The sequence below is a fragment of the Acidiphilium sp. JA12-A1 genome, assembly GCF_000724705.2.
In the GTDB taxonomy this organism is placed as follows: domain Bacteria; phylum Pseudomonadota; class Alphaproteobacteria; order Acetobacterales; family Acetobacteraceae; genus Acidiphilium; species Acidiphilium multivorum.
This window is the reverse complement of sequence record NZ_JFHO01000048.1, coordinates 1-19183: the sequence shown is the minus strand read 5'-3', so window position 1 is coordinate 19183 and position 19183 is coordinate 1. Positions and strand designations below refer to the sequence as shown.

General features: G+C 66.9%; 14 protein-coding genes and 1 pseudogene. 8 read left to right on the top strand and 7 right to left on the bottom strand.

The window, feature by feature from the left end:
• Nucleotides 1-210: 210 nt before the first annotated feature.
• Nucleotides 211-1680: a DHA2 family efflux MFS transporter permease subunit gene (locus tag RT91_RS09640; RefSeq protein ID WP_231295419.1), complete on the top strand. Its 1470-nt coding sequence runs from the start codon at nucleotides 211-213 to the stop codon at nucleotides 1678-1680.
• Nucleotides 1681-1699: 19 nt separating this feature from the next.
• On the opposite strand, the gene ispF is transcribed toward RT91_RS09640, so the two are convergent.
• On the bottom strand, nucleotides 1700-2218 hold the full coding sequence (ispF, locus tag RT91_RS09635) for a 2-C-methyl-D-erythritol 2,4-cyclodiphosphate synthase (protein ID WP_007424575.1): 519 nt from the start codon (nucleotides 2216-2218) through the stop codon (nucleotides 1700-1702).
• A 118-nt stretch (nucleotides 2219-2336) separates the two neighbouring features.
• On the opposite strand from ispF, the gene dusB reads away from it, so the two are divergent.
• The 6 genes from dusB to RT91_RS09605 all read left to right on the top strand — a co-directional run bounded on the left by dusB (nucleotide 2337) and on the right by RT91_RS09605 (nucleotide 12291).
• Complete coding sequence (gene dusB / locus RT91_RS09630) at nucleotides 2337-3386, top strand: tRNA dihydrouridine synthase DusB (RefSeq protein WP_240314251.1); 1050 nt, start codon at nucleotides 2337-2339, stop codon at nucleotides 3384-3386.
• The gene (locus RT91_RS09625) at nucleotides 3383-4528 is read left to right on the top strand and encodes a nitrogen regulation protein NR(II) (protein ID WP_007424574.1); all 1146 of its coding nucleotides are present in this window, start codon (nucleotides 3383-3385) and stop codon (nucleotides 4526-4528) included. The genes dusB and RT91_RS09625 overlap by 4 nt, the downstream gene beginning before the upstream one ends.
• Entirely contained in the window at nucleotides 4525-5988 is a 1464-nt protein-coding gene (gene ntrC, locus RT91_RS09620) for a nitrogen regulation protein NR(I) (RefSeq protein ID WP_013640501.1), read from the top strand. The genes RT91_RS09625 and ntrC overlap by 4 nt, the downstream gene beginning before the upstream one ends.
• A gap of 7 nt (nucleotides 5989-5995) precedes the next feature.
• On the top strand, nucleotides 5996-8218 hold the full coding sequence (locus RT91_RS09615) for a PAS domain-containing sensor histidine kinase (protein ID WP_035187049.1): 2223 nt from the start codon (nucleotides 5996-5998) through the stop codon (nucleotides 8216-8218).
• Between the two features lie 7 nt (nucleotides 8219-8225).
• Nucleotides 8226-9623 (top strand): sigma-54 dependent transcriptional regulator, encoded by a 1398-nt coding sequence (locus RT91_RS09610; protein ID WP_007424570.1) that lies wholly within the window; start codon nucleotides 8226-8228, stop codon nucleotides 9621-9623.
• Between the two features lie 190 nt (nucleotides 9624-9813).
• Nucleotides 9814-12291, top strand: coding sequence for a TonB-dependent receptor (locus tag RT91_RS09605; RefSeq protein ID WP_035187046.1), 2478 nt, complete (start codon nucleotides 9814-9816; stop codon nucleotides 12289-12291).
• Between the two features lie 439 nt (nucleotides 12292-12730).
• On the opposite strand, the gene ssb is transcribed toward RT91_RS09605, so the two are convergent.
• The 6 genes from ssb to RT91_RS09575 form a co-directional block, all read right to left on the bottom strand.
• Entirely contained in the window at nucleotides 12731-13216 is a 486-nt protein-coding gene (gene ssb, locus RT91_RS09600; RefSeq protein WP_012039766.1) for a single-stranded DNA-binding protein, read from the bottom strand.
• 125 nt (nucleotides 13217-13341) lie between these two features.
• Entirely contained in the window at nucleotides 13342-14367 is a 1026-nt protein-coding gene (cydB, locus tag RT91_RS09595) for a cytochrome d ubiquinol oxidase subunit II (RefSeq protein ID WP_013640503.1), read from the bottom strand.
• Between the two features lie 5 nt (nucleotides 14368-14372).
• Entirely contained in the window at nucleotides 14373-15791 is a 1419-nt protein-coding gene (locus RT91_RS09590; protein ID WP_013640504.1) for a cytochrome ubiquinol oxidase subunit I, read from the bottom strand.
• Nucleotides 15788-16429 (bottom strand): GbsR/MarR family transcriptional regulator, encoded by a 642-nt coding sequence (locus RT91_RS09585; protein ID WP_012039769.1) that lies wholly within the window; start codon nucleotides 16427-16429, stop codon nucleotides 15788-15790. Before RT91_RS09585 ends, RT91_RS09590 begins: the two co-directional genes overlap by 4 nt.
• A 66-nt stretch (nucleotides 16430-16495) precedes the next feature.
• A complete protein-coding gene (locus RT91_RS09580) occupies nucleotides 16496-17407 on the bottom strand; it encodes a bestrophin family protein (protein WP_012039770.1) in 912 nt (303 codons plus the stop codon).
• A 38-nt stretch (nucleotides 17408-17445) separates the two neighbouring features.
• Nucleotides 17446-18378: a LysR family transcriptional regulator gene (locus RT91_RS09575; RefSeq protein WP_007424563.1), complete on the bottom strand. Its 933-nt coding sequence runs from the start codon at nucleotides 18376-18378 to the stop codon at nucleotides 17446-17448.
• A 336-nt stretch (nucleotides 18379-18714) separates the two neighbouring features.
• Between RT91_RS09575 and RT91_RS22525 the strand changes: the two are divergent.
• Nucleotides 18715-19183: pseudogene (locus RT91_RS22525) on the top strand (helix-turn-helix domain-containing protein); the annotation flags it as partial.

The window sequence follows — 19183 nt, the reverse complement described above, 5'->3', positions numbered from 1 at the left end:
CGGAATGCCGGGATCCTTGCACGAAACGGTTAACGAAATCTGCGCCAGGCTGGCGCATGTTCCCGTTTTCGCAGGGCTGAACCCCGCCGCGCCATCTGGACATGGACGGCGGCTTTTCTATTTTCGGGCAGTATGTCTGTCTCATCATCCACACGCGAACTTGATGCCCGCTCGCGCGCGGGCCGGAAGAACGAGGTCGCCCTGGTGCCGATGACGATCGGCGCCTGCCTCGGCCTTGCCGCGGGCTCATTCTGCGGCGGCTCGCTGCAGAGCATCTACCCCTATGTCGCCGGCCGGCTGGCGACCAGCAGCGATCACGCGCTGTGGACGCTCACCTACTTCCTCATTCACTGGGCCCTCGGCATCGCGCTGATGCCCTGGTTCGCCCGCAAGCTCGGCTTCAAGCGACTGTTCCTCGCCAGCATGATCATGCTGGCGATCGGCGCGGGGATGGGAATCCTGTCCCATTCGCTGATGACGATGCTGGTCGCGCGCGGCGTGCAGGGCATTTCGTCCGGCCTGCTGGTGCCGCTGGTGCAGACGCTGCTGCTGCGCCATTTCCCGAAGCGCCATCACACGCTGGCGACGGCGCTCTGGAGCAATTCGATGCTGGTGCCGTTCTTCTTCGGCCCGGCCTTCGGCGGCTGGCTGGCGGTGAATTACGACTGGATCGACCTATTCTGGCTGGTCATCCCCTTCGCCCTGCTCGCCTTCGTGCTGATCCGCGTCTCCCTGCCGGAAGACCGCCCGACGGCGCCGCCGCCGCCCTTCGATCTTGTCGGCCTCGCCCTGCTCTGGCTCGGGCTGATCGCGCTGCAGATCGTGCTGAACCAGGGCGAGCAGTTCGGCTGGTTCGGCTCGCCCTTCATCCAGCGCTACACGGTCGCCGCGATCCTGTTGCTCGGCTGCTTCATCATCTGGGAACTGACGAGCGAGGCGCCGCTGCTCGAACTGCGCTTCGTGACCAACCGGAATTTCGGGTTCGGCCTGCTGCTGCTGTGCCTCGGCTGGTCGATCTTCGTCGGCTGGAGTTCGATCCTCCCGCTCTGGACCGAGGTCGATCTCGGCTACAATGGCTGGTGGGGCGGCGTGTTGCTGATCCCGCTGGCGCTGACCGCGATCCCGGTGGCCTCCGCCATGGGGCGCATCGCCCGGCATGTCAGCCTGCGCATGCTCGCGGCACTGTGTTTCCTGCTTTTCGCGATCGCCTTCGCGATGGCGGTCTACAATCCCGAGATCGGCCTCGCGGCGACGGTGCCGAGCGAATTGCTGCAAGGCATTGCCGTGGGCATGCTGTTCGTGCCGCTCACGATGATCATCCTGTCGGAGATCCCGGCGGACGATCTGGCCGCGGCCTCGACGACGAGCAATTTCATCCGCCTTGCCAGCGACATCGTCGGGGTCACCATGTTGCAGACGCTATGGCAGCGGCACACCGAATCCGTCGCGGCGCTGACCCGCAGCGCCATGAGCGAGTCGCTGGTTCGCCAGGCGCTCGCCCACGCGCGGCAGGACGGCATGTCCCACGCGCAGACCATGGCGATGATCGCCGGCCGGTTGCAACTCGATGCGAGCACCTGGAGCCTCGACGACGCGCTCCGTCTCTCCGCCTGGATCTGCCTCGGGGCCGCGGCGGTCTCGCTTGTCGTGCTCAAGAAGCCTCGCCCGCAGGGCGGCTAGCCCCGCAGGCCGTTCCCGCTCACGCGGCGAACGGCATCAGCAGCAGCACCGCGGCCTGGGCGGCGATCCCCTCGCCCCGACCGGTGAAGCCGAGGCGTTCCGAGGTCGTCGCCTTCACGGACACACGATCGAGCGGCACGCCGGCAAGCCCGGCCACGCGGGTGCGCATCGCCAGCGCATGCGGGGTGATTTTGGGGCGCTCGCAGATGATGGTGATGTCGATATTCGCGATCGCCCCGCCCTTTTCCGCGACGAGGCCCGCGGCATGCCGCAGGAAGCGCGCCGAATCGGCATCCTTCCACGTCGCTTCGGAGGGCGGGAAATGCCGGCCGATATCGCCCTCGGCCATCGCGCCGTAGATCGCATCGCAGAGCGCATGCAGCGCCACATCGGCGTCGGAATGCCCGGCGAGCCCCTTTTCGTGCGGCACCTCGATGCCGCACAGCATCAGTTTCCGTCCCTCGGCCAGCACATGCACGTCGTAGCCGGTGCCCACGCGGGGCAGCGCGCCGCTGGCGAGAAGGGTCTTGATATCCATGGGCCGGGTTCTCCAGTTGGCTTGCAGGCACAATGTGCGCAGGAACAGCGCGGCTTTGGCAACTGGACGATTGCGCGTCAATGCCCGGGCCTGTAGTGCTTAATTCATGGGCAACGAGATGAGAAGCTTCCCGAAATTGCACCCGATCCGGCTCAAGGCGCCGGGCGGCGCCGCGCGCGACGTGACGATCGAGACGCCGGTGATCCTGGCGCCGATGTCCGGCGTCACCGACCTGCCGTTCCGGCGGCTGGTCAAGTCGATGGGTGCCGGGCTCGTGGTGTCGGAGATGATCGCCTCCTGGGCGATGATCCGCGAGAACGCGGCGACACTTCGCATGGCCTCGGTCGACGAGGGCACGGGGCCGAACTCGGTTCAGCTCGCCGGCTGCGACCCGGCTGCGATGGCGGAAGCCGCGCGCATCGCCGTCGCCGGCGGCGCCGATCTGGTCGACATCAATTTCGGCTGCCCGGTGAAGAAGGTGGCGGTGGGACAGATGGCAGGCTCGGCGCTGATGCGCGACGAGGTGCAGGCCGGCCGCATCCTCGAAGCCACGGCGAAGGCGGTCGACGTGCCGGTGACGCTGAAGATGCGCATGGGCTGGGACCGGCAGAGCCTGAACGCGCCCACCCTCGCGCGGATCGCCCAGGAAAGCGGCATCGCCATGGTCACGGTGCATGGCCGCACCCGCCAGCAATTCTACGAAGGTACGGCGGACTGGGATTTCATCGCCTCGGTGAAGGCGGCCGTCGCCATCCCCGTGATCGCCAACGGCGACATCACGACCGAGGACGAGGCCGAGGAAGCGCTGCGCCGCTCGCAGGCCGACGGCGTGATGATCGGCCGCGGCGCCTACGGACGCCCCTGGTTTCTCGCCCAGGTGGCGCGGTATCTCGCCACCGGCCAGAAGCTGCCGGCGCCGGACATGGAAATGCGGCGCGATGTGCTCATCGGCCATTACCGCGCGATGCGGGCGCATTACGGCGAACAGCCCGGGCTGCGCGTGGCGCGCAAGCATATCGGGTGGTATGTGCGCGGCCTGCCGGGCGCCGCCGAATTCCGTGCGGCCGTCAACCGGCAAGACGATTCCGCCGCCGTCGAGGCGATGATCCACGACATCTACGCGCGGGCGATGGGCGAGACGGACGCACCGGTGCAGGCGGCCGCATGAGCGGCCTGCGCGGCGCATTCCGGCGCCGGGGGGCGGTGACGAGGCAGCCGGAACCGCCGATCGATTCCCGCCAGTTGCTGGCGGCGCTGCCTCTCGCCGTCATCGAACTCGACGCGGACGACCGGTTCCTCTTCGCGAATTACGCGGCGGAGGAAATGTTCGGCTCGTCGCAGGCCTTCCTTGCCGGCAAGCCGCTGCACGAATTCATCCCGGCCGACCATCCCATCTTCATCCTGCTCGACCGCGCCCGACGCGACGAAGCGCCGATCGCCGAACACGACCTCGTGCTCGAAGGCCCGCGCTTCGCCCGGCGCGGCGTGTCGATGCAGGTTGCCGCGATCGTGGATGCGCCGGGCCATCTCGCGGTCACGATGCAGGACAGTTCGGCCGCCCGGGCGCTCGACCAGCAGCTTTCGGCCCGCAACGCGGCCCGCAGCATCACCGGCATGGCCGCCGTTCTCGCGCACGAGGTGAAGAATCCCTTGTCGGGCATCCGCGGCGCCGCGCAGCTGCTCGAGGCCAACGCGGCGCCCGAGGACCGCGAACTCGCCGTGCTGATCCGCGACGAGGTCGACCGCATCCGCGAACTCGTCGAACGCATCGAGGTGTTCAGCGACAAGCCGATCGATGTGACGGCCGTAAACATTCACCGGGTGCTCGAGCATGTCAGGCGCCTGGCCCAGTCCGGCTTCGGCGCGCGGATCCGCTTCGTCGAGGCCTATGATCCGTCACTGCCGCCGGTGCTCGGCAATCGCGACCAGCTCGTCCAGGTTCTGCTGAATCTCATGAAGAACGCGGCCGAGGCGATCAGCGAGACGGAACGGCCGGATGGCGAGATCACGCTGGCCACCGGCTTCCAGCATGGCGTGCGGCTCGCCGCCTCCCCTGCCCGCGGCCAGCGCAACCTGCCGATCTTCATTTCCGTGCGCGACAACGGCGCGGGAATCCCCGAGGATATCCGCCGCCACCTCTTCGAGCCCTTCGTCAGCACCAAGGCGGCCGGCTCCGGCCTCGGCCTCGCGCTGGTCGCCAAGATCGTGGCCGATCACGGCGGGCTCATCAATGTCGACAGCCGGCCCGGCCGCACCGAATTCCGTATCCATCTGCCGCAGTTCGAAGATCGCGCCGAGGGCCCGCCATGACCACCCTGCCGACCATCCTGATCGCCGATGACGACCGCTCGATCCGCACGGTGCTGACCCAGGCGCTCGGACGTTCGGGATACCAGGTCCGCACCACCTCCTCCGCCGCAACGCTCTGGCGCTGGGTCGAGGATGGCGAGGGCGACCTCGTCATCACCGATGTGGTGATGCCCGACGAAAACGGGCTCGACCTCGTTCCCCGGATCAAGCGCATCCGGCCGGAAATGCCGGTGCTGGTGATGAGCGCGCAGTCGACCATCCTGACGGCCGTGCAGTCCACCCAGCGGGGCGCCTTCGAATATCTCCCGAAGCCGTTCGATCTCGGCGAGCTGCTCGCAATCGTCGATCGCGCCCTGAAGCAGCCGGCGATGCAGGCGCCGGCCGAACCTTCCGGCGCGCCGGAGGACAATCTCCCGCTGATCGGCCGTTCGGCCGCCATGCAGGAGATCTACCGCGTCATCGCCCGGCTGACGACGACCGACCTCACCGTGATGATCACCGGCGAATCGGGCTCGGGCAAGGAGCTCGTCGCCCGCGCCCTGCACGATTACGGACGCCGGCGGCAGGGGCCGTTCGTTGCGATCAACATGGCCGCCATCCCGCGCGAGCTGATCGAAAGCGAGCTGTTCGGCCACGAGCGCGGCGCCTTCACCGGTGCCGCCAACCGGCATGTCGGCCGCTTCGAGCAGGCCGCCGGCGGGACGCTGTTCCTCGACGAGATCGGCGACATGCCGCCGGAGGCGCAGACCCGCCTGCTGCGTGTCTTGCAGGAAGGCGAGTTCACGACGGTCGGCGGCCGCCAGCCGATCCGCGCGAATGCCCGCATCGTCGCCGCGACCCATCGCGACCTGCGGGTGCTGATCCGCTCGGGCCAGTTCCGCGAAGACCTGTTCTACCGCCTCAATGTCGTGCCGATCCGCCTGCCATCCCTGCGCGAACGGCCGGGCGACATTCCGCTGCTCGCGCAGCATTTCCTGAACCGCGCGCAAGCCGAAGGGTTGCCATCCAAGACCCTTGCCCCCGAGGCCATGGTCCGGCTGTCGCAGTATCGCTGGCCGGGCAATGTGCGCGAACTGGAAAACCTGATGCGCCGCCTGTCCGCGCTGGTGCCGCAGTCGACGATCAGCGAGGAGATCATCGAGGCCGAACTTTCGGATCGCGCGATCGAGGATGCCCCACCCCCTGCCGGGGCCGAGCCGACGCCGGATACGCCGCAGGCGCTTGAGCGCGTCATCGAGCGGCATGTCGCCCGGCTGATGACCGAGGCGCGCGAAGCGGGCGAGGACGGCGTGCTCTACGACCGCGTGCTCGCCGCCTTCGAGGCGCCGCTGATCCGCCTCGTGCTCGGGGAGACGCGCGGCAACCAGATTCGCGCCGCGGCCCTGCTCGGCCTCAACCGCAACACGCTGCGCAAGAAGATCCGAGAGCACGAAATCGGCGTCACGCGCCGGGTGGGCTGAGGGCAACGTGGAACCGCAGGCCGAACTTCTGAAACTGCCGGCGAGGCCGCGCCGGAGCGGACCGCTGGATTTCCTGCTTGGCCGGGTCTCGACCCTGATCCTGGCGACCCTCGCCCTGCTGCTCGGGATCGGTTCGTTCGCCTATCTCGCCGGCGGCATCAAGCTCGAATTGCATTCGGGTGCGGCCGTCGGCCTCGCGATCGGCGACATCGCGATCCTCCTGCTGCTGATCACCGTGCTGGTGGCGAGCGTCACGCGGGTGCTGATGGAAAGCCGCCGCGGCGCGGCGGGCGCGCGGCTGCATGTGCGGCTCGTGCTGCTGTTCGGCGGCGTGGCCGCGGTGCCGGCCATCCTGGTCGCGATCTTCGCCGCCGTGTTCTTCAATCTCGGCATCCAGGCCTGGTTCAACCAGCGGGTGCGCACGGCGCTGGCCGAAAGCCAGCAGGTGGCCGAGGGATATCTCGACGCCAAGAAGAACAGCATCCGGCTCGATGCCCTGGCCATCGCCAACCAGCTCAACCAGAACGGGCCGATCTTCTTCGGCAATCCGCAGAACTTCTTCGATCAGGGCTTCCTGAACGTGCTGGTCGCGCAGACCGCCCTGCACGGCCTGACCCAGTCGGCGATATTCGAGCCCCTGACCAACAAGGTGGTCGCCTCGGCCGGGCTGTTCTCCTCGGAAGGCGTGACGCTGCCCCCCGACCGCATCATCGCCGAAGCGGAGAAGCACCAGGTCGCGGTATGGAGCACGCCCAACTCCATGCTCGAGCGCGCCGTCGTCGAACTGGAGGCGACGCCGACGCTCATGCTGATGGTCGAGCGGCCGATCGACCCGTCCATCCTCGCCCATGTCGACCGCACCCGCCAGGCCGTTGCCGAATACAACCGGCTCGAACACCATCGCGCCCAGTTCGAGCTGTTCTTCGCGCTGATCTTCGCGACCGTCGCCCTGCTGGTGCTCTCCGGCGCCTCGCTGATCGGGCTGCTGTTCGCCAACCAGATCGCCCGGCCGATCTCCTACCTGATCGAGGCGGCCGAGCGGGTTCGTGGCGGCGACTATCATGTCCGCGTGCCGGAAGGCGACACGGGAGACGACGTCGCCGGGCTGTCCCGGGCCTTCAACCGGATGACCGGGCAGATCGCCGAGCAACGCGCCGAACTGATGAACGCCTACGGCCAGATCGACGAACGCCGCCGCTTCACCGAAACGGTGCTGGCCGGCGTTTCGGCCGGCGTGATCGGCCTCGACCCGCGAGGGCGGATCGAATTGCCGAATCGCGCGGCGTCGGAACTGCTCGGCATCGACCTGCTGAACCATCTCGGAGGAGAGCTGGCCGGAATCGTGCCGGATTTCGCCCCGCTGCTCGACCAGGCGCGGGACACCCCGAGCCGGCCGGCGACCGGGGAGGTCGACTATGCGAAGGGTTCCGAGCGGCGCGTGTTCCTGGTCCGGATCGGCGCTGACCTGAAGGGCGAGCGGCCGACCGGCTTTGTCGTCACCTTCGATGACATCACCGAACTGCAATCCGCCCAGCGCAAGGCCGCCTGGGCCGACGTGGCGCGGCGCATCGCCCATGAGATCAAGAACCCCCTGACCCCGATCCAGCTTTCCGCCGAGCGGCTGAAACGGCGCTTCGCCCGGGAAATCACCTCGGACAAGGACAGTTTCACCCAATGCGCCGACACGATCGTGCGCCATGTCGGCGACATCGGCCGAATGGTGGACGAGTTCTCCGCCTTCGCGCGGATGCCGCAGCCGATCATCAAGCCCGAAGACCTCGGCCGGATCGCGCGCGAGGCCGTGATCCTGCAACGCGCGGCACATCCTGGAATCGAGTGGTCGGTCGAATGCCCCGATCCCGCGCCGCGCGCCGCGTGCGACGCCCGGCTGATCGGCCAGGCACTGACGAACCTGTTGCAGAATGCCGCGGATGCCATCGCGATGCGCCCGGATAATGCCGGGCGCGAAGCGGCCCGGGGCCATGTGAGGCTGCGGATCGACCCGCATGGCGATGAATTCCGCCTGGCGGTGACGGATGACGGAATCGGGTTGCCGGTGCAGGATCGCACAAGGCTTGCGGAACCATATATAACGCAGAAGCCGAAGGGCACCGGCCTCGGCCTCGCCATCGTGCGCAAGATCATGGAAGATCACCACGGCAGGCTCGAGCTTGCCGACCGCGAGGACGGGCCGGGCGCCACCGTAACGCTGGTGCTGAAGGCGGGTTAGGAGACAAATGTCCGAGATTCTGATCATCGATGACGAACCCGACATCCGGCTTCTGGTCGAGGCCATCCTGCAGGATGAAGGCTACACGACGCGCAATGCCGGCAATTCGGATGAGGCGCTCGCCGCCTTTCGGGACCGCCGGCCGTCGCTCGTCGTGCTGGATGTGTGGCTGCAGAATTCCCCGCTCGACGGGATCGACCTGCTGAAGGTGATGAAGGCCGAGGCGGAAGACGTCCCCGTGGTCATCATCTCCGGCCATGGCACGATCGAGATGGCGGTGAACGCGATCCAGCACGGTGCCTACGACTTCATCGAAAAGCCCTTCAAGTCCGACCGCCTGCTCCTCGTGATCCAGCGGGCCCTGGAAGCCGCCCGCCTTGCCGCGGAAAACGCCGAACTCCGCTTGCGGGCCGGCACGGAAACGAACCTGACGGGCGAGAGCGCCGCGGTCACCGGCCTGCGCCATGCGATCGAGAAGGTCGCGCCCACCGGCTCGCGCGTGCTGCTTTCGGGCGCGGCGGGATCGGGAAAGGAAGTGGTGGCGCGGATGATCCATGCGCGCTCGAAACGCGCCGACCAGCCTTTCGTGGTGCTGAACTGCGCGACCCTCGCCCCCGAGCGATTCGAGGTGGAGCTTTTCGGCACCGAGGCCAGCGCCGATCCCAAGGCGCCGCCGCGGCGTGCGGGCGTGCTGGAACGCGCGCATGGCGGCACGCTCCTGCTTGACGAAATCGCCGACATGCCGCTGGAAACGCAGGGCAAGATCGTTCGCGTGCTGCAAGACCAGAGCTTCGAGCGCATCGGCGGTTCGACGCGGGTGAAGGTGGACGTGCGGATCATCGCGAGTACCGCGCGCGACCTGCAAACCGCGATCGGAGCCGGCAAGTTCAGGCAGGATCTCTATTATCGGCTCGCGGTGGTTCCGCTGCGCGTCCCGTCGCTACGGGAACGACGCGAGGACATCCCCGCGCTCGCGCGGCATTTTCTCAACCGCGCGGCCGAAACCTCGGGCCTGCCGCTGCGCTCCCTGTCCTCGGAAGCGCTGGCGGCGTTGCAGGTGCATGACTGGCCAGGCAATGTGCGCCAGTTGCGCAACGTGATGGACTGGCTGATGATCATGCATCCCGGCGAGTCCGGCGAACCGTTCCGCGCAGAGCATCTGCCCGCGGAGATCGGCGCGCACGCCCCCCGCGCGCTGGCGATCGATCCGCTTGCCGACATCATGGCCCTGCCCCTGCGCGAGGCACGGGACGTTTTCGAAACCCAGTATCTGCAGGCGCAATTGCTGAGGTTCGGCGGCAATATCAGCAGGACCGCCCATTTCGTCGGCATGGAGCGCAGCGCGCTGCATCGCAAGCTGAAACAGCTCGGCATCGGTGCGGAAGACCGTTCCAGCGGCGGATGAGAGGGCGGGCTCGCCTCACGATCTTATTCCCCGGCGCGCGGTCGATTCGGGATTTTTTCCCGATACACCACTTGCAGTTTAAGATAAATATTCGGTAAGAGGGGCAAAAATGTGGGTGACCGTACATTTTTTCCTTGCACCGATTCGACGATAAGCATTTGTAGCTGGCTCAGCCGCGGAGGAAACAGGGATGGAAAAGCGGGATTTCCCGAGCGGCGGAATGCGCTCGTTTTCATTTTGCGCCATGGCCGTATCGGCCGGTCTGGCGGCAAGTGCCGGCATCGCCGACGGGCAGGTCGTCCCGCCGGCCCAGAACCCGATCGTGGTCGCGCCTGCAGCCGGTGCCGAAACGCCGCCGGCCAAGGCCGCATCATCGAAATCCCCGATCGGGATCCGCACGATCCGCGTGAATGTGGCGCCGCTTGGCGGCGCCGAGATCAATGCAGGAAAATGGCCGGCGGCGATCCAGCAGTTCGGCAGCAGGCAGATCAACCGGAACGGCAACCCGAGCGTGGTTTCGGCGCTGGACCGCTCCGCCTCGGGCGTGAACCTGCAGAACAGCCAGGCCAATCCGTATCAGCCGGACATCATTTATCACGGGTTCACGCTCTCGCCGATCCAGGGAACGCCGGAGGGCATCAGCGTCTACGTGAACGGCGCCCGGTTCAACGTGCCGTTCGGCGACCTCGCGCTATGGAGCGTGCTGCCCCAGGTCGCCATCCGGTCCATCAGCGTGCAGGACGCCAACCCGTTATTCGGCCTCAACGCCCTTGGCGGCGCGCTCGACGTTCAGATGAAGAACGGCTTCACCTATCATGGCGCGGAGGTCGAGGCCTCGGGCGGATCGTTCGGCACGTTCCGCGGCAACGCGCAATACGGCGTGCAGCACGGCAACGTGGCCGCCTACGCCGCGATCCAGGGAGCGCGGAGTTCAGGCTGGCGCGATGCGCAATCCTCGGCGCTCGAAAGCTTCTACGGCGATCTTGGCTGGCGCGGGCCCGGCGCGGAATTGCACGTCAACGCCACGCTGGGACATTCGTTCCTGAACGGCCCGGCCGCGACGCCCGTTCAGCTCCTCGCCGTCAACCCGAATGCCGAATATACCGGCCCCAATTCCATCGAGGACAAATACGCCAAGCTGTCAGCCACGCTGACGGACCGGATCAATGCCAGGACATCGCTGCAGGCCGTTCTGTACTACGACAATCTCTGGGAGCATCTGATCAACGGCAACGGGCCGAACGATCTTCCCTGCGGCGCCGGCCCGTATGGCGGCAACATGTGTCAGGGTGGCTCATATGCCGATGGCAATCCACCCGCCACGCTCGCGGGTGGCGGCTACGTCCCGTATTATGCGTCTCCGACCGGCCGTTACGGATCGCTCGCCGTCAACACCACCAACACAAACGGCTATGGCGCCTCGCTGCAGCTCACCCGCAAGCAGCGCGTGTTCGGACTGCGAAACCACATTGTCGCCGGCGTCAGCTTCGACGGAGGTTTCACGAACTACACGGCGGCAAGTTACGACGGCATTCTCAATGCCGAGCGCGTCTACGCGCCGCCGCCGGGGATCGCCTATCCGGGCTACAAATCGGACGAGGCGGGAGCCGTCCCCGTCGGAATCGTGGTGCGCAACGCGTATTACGGCCTCTACCTGCTCGACACGCTGGACCTCACCAGACGATTGACCCTGACGCTCGGCGGCCGGTTCAACATCGCGAACATCGCCCTGCACAATCACAATCCGCCGGATCAATATGTCGGCAGGCAGGGGCTCAACGCGCGGCACTATTACAAGCACTTCAATCCGGATATCGGCTTCGCCTACAAGCTGACGCCGCTCGCCACGCTCTATGGCAGCTATTCGGAGGCGAACGCGGTGCCGACACCTGCGGAACTGTCCTGTGCGTCCCCCACCGCTTCGTGCACGCTGGCGAACTTCATCGCGACGGATCCGAACCTGAAACAGGTCGTTGCCCACACGTTCGAAGCCGGTCTGCGCGGCGCCTTCCTGGTGCCGGACAATGGCACGCTAACCTATAACGTCGATTACTATCATGCCGTCGCAAACAACGACATCGAGTTTCTCCAGTCGCCCTATCTCGGCCAATATACGGGATATTTTGCCAATATCGGCAGCGTTCTGCGACAGGGCGTCGATCTGGCGCTGAAGCTCAACGAACGGCGCTGGGACGCGTATTTCACCTACTCGCGCATTCAGGCCACTTACCAGAGCGGCTTTCTGGTCAGTTCGCACAATCCCTCGGCGGTCGGCGGCGTCATCACTGTCCAGCCAGGCGACTTCCTGCCCGCCATTCCGAAGAACATCTTTAAATTCGGCGCCGACTACAAGATCACGCCACAATGGACGGTCGGACTGGCTGGCAACGCGCAGACCTATACCTATCTGCACGGCGACCAGTCCAATCAACAGCCGCCGTTGCCTGGCTTTGTGACGCTGAATTTCAACACGAGCTACAAGGTGACGCCTCGCGTCACCGTGTTTGGCGAGGTCGACAACCTCACTGACGCCAAATATTACGAGTTCGGCGGATTCTCCAGCCCCGCCGGCGAGGCGCTGACCCTCGGTTCCGGCTATAACAATCCCCGGGCCTATTCGGTCGCGGCGCCAATCGGGGGGTATGCCGGTGTCCGTGTCAAATTCTGATGCGCCGGCCGTCGAATATTGAAAGTGCGCGGCCCAGCGACCGATGCGGACCTGGAGTGAACCCCCTGGGCTGGACCACGGAGGTGGGCTCGACCACGGAAGTTTATTCGAACCGGAACATCATCCGGTCAGACGGCTCCATCTGACCGGATCAGGATGCTCTGGTGATCAACATGATAGAGCCCGACATCCGATCCGACAGGATCGGAAAGTGCTCTAGTCTCCCGAATCTGAAATCCATCGGATTTCAGATTCAAAGTGGACACTGGGAAAAAACAATAGTTTAGTGGCCTGCTTGTCCCTGAAATTCACCCACGAATTTCAGGGGCAGGACACTAGAGCATCATCCGATCAGATGGAGTCATCTGATCGGATAAAGATGCTCTGTTTATCAATATGATAGAGCACTACATCCGATCCGAAAGGATCGGAAAGTGCTCTAGAACGGAATTTCGTCGTCGAGTTCGCCGCCGCCGGCCCGCCCGGCATCCCATCCGCCGGCACGCGGCGCACCGCCGCCGCCGGAGGGCCGCGATGCCGGGCGCGGCATGTCGTCACCGCCCGCCCCGGCGCCAGCACGGTCGAGCAGCACCAGCTCGGCGCCGATCCGGCCCAACATGATTTCGGTGGTGTATTTCTCCTGGCCCGACTGGTCGGTCCATTTGCGGGTCTGCAACTTGCCCTCGAGATAGATCTTCGAGCCCTTCTTCAGGAAGCGCTCCGCCACGTCGGCCAGCCGGTCGTTCATGATGACGACGCGGTGCCACTCGGTGCGCTCCTGCCGCTCGCCGCTCATCTTGTCGTTCCAGGTTTCCGAGGTCGCGACCGCGAGATTGACGATCTTCATGCCGGACTGGGTCGTCCGCATTTCAGGATCCCGCCCGAGATTTCCAACCAGGATCACCTTGTTCACACTACCCGCCATCGTCTTCCCCTTTGCATCCGGAACCGCGCGGCAGCGAGTGGCTGCCTGCGGCTATGGTATCAACACGGCTTGGACATGCTGTCCAGCCATCCCGCCGGTCCGGTGGCGGACCGGCGGGAGCGGGCTCAATGATCGAACGCCGCGTGATCAACCTTGCCGTGGAAGATGGTGTAGGCAAAGGCGTTGTAGGCGATGATGACCGGAATGAGGACGACCGCGCCGACAAGCAGGAATTCCTGCGAGCCGACGGGGGATGCGGCCTGCCAGATCGTCACGCCGGGCGGGATGATGTGCGGGAACAGCGAGAAGCCGAGGCCGAGAAAGCTGGCGAGGAACAGGCCGAGCGCGCAGAGGAAGGCGGTGCTGTCATGCACCGCGCCGCCGTGGCGCAGGGCGCGGAACAGGAAGAAGGCCAGCGCCGCCACCGCGAGCGGGGCGAGGCCGGTGACGGCGAGGCCCGGCCAGGTGAACCAGCGCACGGCATAGGCGTGGTCGAGCAGCGGGGTCCAGACGCTGACGGCGAGGATGCCCGCGAGCATCCCCACCGTGAGCCGGGCGGCTTCGCGGCGCATCCGCAACTGCAGCCCGCCCTCGGTGCGCCAGACCAGCCAGGCGGCGCCGAGCAGCGCGTAGCCGCAGACCACCGCAAGGCCGGTGAACACCGAGAAGGCGGAGAACCAGGCGAAGGGCCCGCCGGCGAACTGGCCGCCGGCGACCTTGGTGCCGTGCAGCACGGCGCCGAGGATCGCCCCCTGGCAGAACGCGGCGATGACCGAGCCGAACCAGAACCCGTAATCCCAGTTGAGCCGGTGCCGCTCGGTATGGGCGCGGAAGCGGAACTCGAAGGCGACGCCGCGCAGGATGAGGCCGATCAGCATGGTGATCACCAGCGGGTAGACCGCCGGCAGGATCACGCTGTAGGCCTCGGGGAAGGCGCCGTAGAGGCCGGAGCCGCCGAGCACGAGCCAGGTTTCGTTGCCATCCCAGACCGGGGCGATGGAATTGACCATGATGTCGCGCTCGGCGCGGCCGCGCTCGGCCGCGAACAGGATGCCGACGCCGAGATCGAACCCGTCGAGCACGACATAGGCGAAGATCACGAAGGCCATGATGCAGCCCCAGATGATCGGCAGGGTATGGGCGTTGAGCATGGCCATCACTCCGCCGGGCTCGGGGCCGGCGCGGGATCGTGCAGGCGGTGCGGGCCGTGGCTGCGCAGCGGCTTGTCGTCGCGCAGCGGCGGTTCGCCCACCGTCGGCTCATGCGCCATCAGGCCGAGCACGTAGCGGATGCCGACGCCGAAGACGAGCGTGTAGAGCACGATGATGATGCCGAACGACCAGACGATCTCGCCCAGGGTGAGCGGCGAGGCGCTCTGCACCGTGCGCAGCACGCCATAGACCGTCCAGGGCTGGCGGCCGGTTTCGGTGACCACCCAGCCGGCGATGATGGTAAGGAAGCCGGCCGGGCCCATCGCCACCGCGAAGCGCTTGAACCAGGCGTTCTCGTAGAGCCGGCCGCCGCGGCGCAGGGCCAGCGCGCCGAGGGCGAGCAACAGCATCAGCGACCACAGCCCGACCATGACGCGGAAGCCCCAGAAGGTGGGGATCAGCACCGGCCAGTCGGACTTCGGAAAGGCATCCAGCCCCTGCACCACGCCATGCAGCTTGTGGGTGATGATCAGCGAGCCGAGATCGGGGATCTTCACGTCATAGAGCAGGCGGCCGAGGCTGCGGCTCGGCCAGCCGAACAGGTGCAGCGCCTGGCCGGCGCGGGTGTGGAAGTCGCCCTCCATCGCGGCGAGCTTCAGCGGCTGGTCGGTCATCGTCGCCCGGCCGGATTCGTCGCCGACGAAGCCCTGCACCGGCACGGCGATGGTCAGCAGCCACATCGCCATCGAGAACATCAGCCGGCTGACCGGGTTCTTCGGGTTGCGCAGCAGGTGGAACGCGCCGACCGCGCCGACGGCGAGCGCCGTCGCGATGAAGGCGGCGAGCACCATGTGCAGCCACATATAGGGGAAGGTCGGGTTGAAGATGATGGCGAGCCAGTTCTTCGGGATGAAGGCGCCATCCGGGGCAAGGGCGTAGCCGCGCGGCGTCTGCATCCACGAATTCGCGGCGAGGATCCACGAGGCCGAGATCAGCGTGCCGATCGAGACCAGCGCGGTCGCCGCGAAATGCAGCTTCGGGCCGACGCGCGACATCCCGAACAGCATGATGCCGAGGAAGCCGGCCTCGAGGAAGAAGGCCGACATCGTCTCCCAGGCGAGCAGCGGCCCGAGGATCGGCCCGACCTTGGCCGAATAACCCGCCCAGTTGGCGCCGACCTCGTAGGCCATCACCAGGCCGGAGACGACGCCGATCGCGAAGATCACGGCGAAGATCTTCAGCCAGTAGCGGTAGGCGTCGAGATAGACCGGGCGCTTGGTGACCAGCCACATCAGCTCGAGCACCGCGAGATAGGCGGCGAGCCCGATCGAGAAGGCCGGGAACATGATGTGAAAGGCGATGGTAAACCCGAACTGGGCGCGCGCGAGCACGAGCGCCAGTCCGCCGGCATGCAAGCTTGTCATTCTCTGTCCGTATCGTCGTTGTTGTGGTTGTCGTCGGCGCCGGCGAGGGTGTCGGCTTCGGTGGTCTCGGGCCGGGAGCGGCCAGCCTTGCCGCGCCCGAGCAGCGGCAGACGGTTCTTCAGTTCCAGCAGCGCGACCACGCGGCCGCCGAGGCGGAGGAGCTGGACCAGATCCTTGTTGTCGAGCTTCTGCACGTCTTCCGACCAGCGCATCAGCAGCTCGATCAGGTCGTGCATCTCGGCGAGGCGGCGCTGGGCGCGGCGGTCGGCCTCCGAGCGGGGGGCCTCCATCAGCAGGTCGCGCAGCACGGTGAGGGTGGGGTCGATCTCGCGGCGGCGCCGCTCCTCGGCGAGGGTGCGGACGATCTGCCAGATATCGTCGGGGGTGGAGAAATGCTCCCGCCGGTCACCCGGCAGATGCTGCAGCCGCACCAGGCGCCAGGATTGCAGCTCCTTCAACCCCATCGACACGTTCGAGCGCGAGAAGCCCAGGGTTTCGGCGATCTCGTCGGCCGGCAGCGGGCGGTCGGAGACATAAAGCAACGCATAGATCTGCCCCACCGTGCGGTTGATGCCCCAATGGCTGCCCATTTCGCCGAAATGCAGCACGAAGGCCTCGGTGAGGGGGGATAACGGCATTGCCTGAACTTTCAGAAATTTCTGAAATCCAAGTAGACATTGATCCAGCCCTGTCAAGGCGGGCGGTCAGGTCAGGACGTGATCGACCGGCAGGAGCGGCGGCGGCAGGTCGGCCGCGCCGAGCGCCTCGAGCACCCCGATCTCGATCGTCCGCACGAAGGCGTTGAGCGGCAGCGCGTTCTGCGACAGCGCGAAAGGCTCCTCGAGCTCGTCGCCAAGCGCATCGAGGCCGAAGAACGCATAGGCCAGGATCACGGTGACGACGGGGGTCGCAAGGCCAAGGGTCTGCACGAAGCCGAAGGGAAGGAAGATGCAGAACAGCCATGCGGTGCGGTGCAGCAGCAGGGAATAGGTGAAGGGTGGCGGCGTGGCCCGCAGCCGCTCGCACGCGGCCTGGATGCCGGTCATCGCGGCAATCCGCTCGGCGAGAATGCGGTAGAGCATGTCGCTCAGCCTTCCGGCCGCGACCAGGGCGGCGAGTTCGCCCGAAAGCCGGCGCAGCGCGGCATCGGGCCGGTTCTGCCGGCCGGCCAGCCAGTCCCGCTCGGCGGGCGCGATCCAGTCTTCCCACCCCGCCCCCGCCTCGCCGCGCAGATGGTCGCGCAGCAGATGGGCGAAGGCGACGATGCGGCCGCCGAGGCGATGCGCCAGCGCCGCGTCCTCCGGCAGGAGCGCGCCGACCTCCCTGATCAGGGCGCGCGATTCCGCGATCAGCGCGCCCCATTGCCGCCGCCCCTCCCACCACCGGTCGTAGCAGGCGCTGTTGCGGAAGCCGAGAAAGATCGAAAGGGCGAGGCCGAGCAGGGTGAAGGGCAGCGTCGCCAACGGCCAGCGCGGGAGCGGATAGGCGGCATGGGCGAGCGTCACGCCGAGCGCGAGGACAAAGACGGCCAGCAGCCGCGGCGCGACGCGCAGCAGGATCGATCCGCGCAGGGTGGTCAGCAGGGTCAGCGTATCGGCACGATCGCGGACGATCATCGCGGGCTTTGTCCTTTGTGCGGTTGACGGGGCGGCATTCAGCCGGTGCCGGCATCCCAGTAGGGCGGGCGGCCGAACCTGGTCTCGATGAAATCGAGAAAGGCGCGCACCTTGGGGGAAATCCGCGCATGCGGCGGATAGATGCCATAGATCCCGCCGGGCCGGGTCGAGATCATCGAGAACCAGTCGGGCAGCAGGCGGACCAGCCGGCCGCGCGCGATATCCTCGCCGACCAGCCAGACCGGCAGCAGGGCGATGCCGACGCCGGCGAGTGCGGCGTCGAGCAGCGCCTCGGAATCATCCGAGCGGAGAATGCCGGCGATCGGCACCTCCTCCTCCGGCTCGCCCGCCTCGGTGCCGCGGCGGAAGAACCAGCGGTCGGTCGGCTGCAGCGTGTAGATCAGCGCGTTGTGCCGCAGCAGGTCGCGCGGCGCGGCGAGCGGCGGGGCGCCGGCGAGGTAGGACGGGCTCGCGCAGACGACGCGGCGGTGGCCGGCGAGCTTGCGGGCGATCAGCGTCGAGTCGATCAGCGGGCCGATGCGGATGGCGAGGTCGGCGCCGCTGGCCAGCAGGTCCATCCGCACGTCGGTGAAGGAGAGTTCGAGCCTGAGGCCGGGATAGAGCTTCAGGAAGTCGGGAATGAAGGGCACGACATGGCGGCGGCCGAAGGCGCCGGGCAGGTTGAGCCGCAGCAGTCCCTGCGGCCGCGCCTGCATCGCCGCGACCGAATCGCGCGCCTCGTCGAGATTGCGGAGGATGGCCTGCACCTGGGCATAGAACTGCTCGCCCGGCTCGGTGAGGTGCAGGCGGCGGGTCGAGCGGTGGAACAGGGCGACGCCGAGATCCGCCTCGAGCGCGGCGACGGCGCGCGAGACGGTCGAGACCTTGGCCCCCTGCGCCTCGGCCGCCTTCGAGAAACTGCCAAGCTCGACCGCGCGGCCGAACAGGCGCAGGGCTCCCAGGTAATCCACGTTCCGACCTCCGGCAGGGGCGGCGCCCGCACGCGGCGCCGGTGCCCTGATGTCGGCCATACGCCGCCGCACCGCAAGGGGCGGCGGGGCCGCGCGCCCTGCCCCGCCCTGCACAGGAGTTTTGCCGCCCGAGGGGTTGCGGAGGCCGGCCCGCGGCGTCACGTGCGGGACGCGCCCGGCATCCGGGCCGGCGCGGCCAGCCTGGAGCGTCACCCGCCCGGATGGAATCGTCCGGTCCGGTAACGATGCTTTAAGGCTCCTCGACGCGACGAATGGAAATGGGCTGAATGCTTTGGTCTGATGGGATAGCCTCCCTTTAGGTTTTGGGAGGCTGCGATGGATGCGGAACAGGTTCTGGCGCTGGGTCTTGGAGTTACGCCGCCATGGCGTCTGGCAGGTCAGCATCTGGAGACGGGGAAGCATCCACACGAGCTGCATCTGCGGCTGGAGGCGGATCGGGGGTTCTCTGTTTGCCTGCCCGGAATGCGGTCGGGTCTGCAAGGCACATGGACTTTGCCGAGTTCCGCTGGCGGCATCTGAATTTCTTCCAGCACCACTGCATTATCCTTGCACGGGTGCCCCGCGCGGACTGCCCGGAACACGGGGTGAAGCGGGTGCGGGTACCGTGGGCGCGGGAAGGCAGCGGCTTCACGCTGCTGTTCGAGCAGGTGGCGCTGATGCTGGCGCGCGAAATGCCGGTACAGGCGCGGCACGGCAAATGGCTATCACCGACCAGCGGCTCTGGCGAATCATCGGGCATTACGTCGGGCAGGCACTGGATCGGCTCGACCTTGCCGAACTGAGG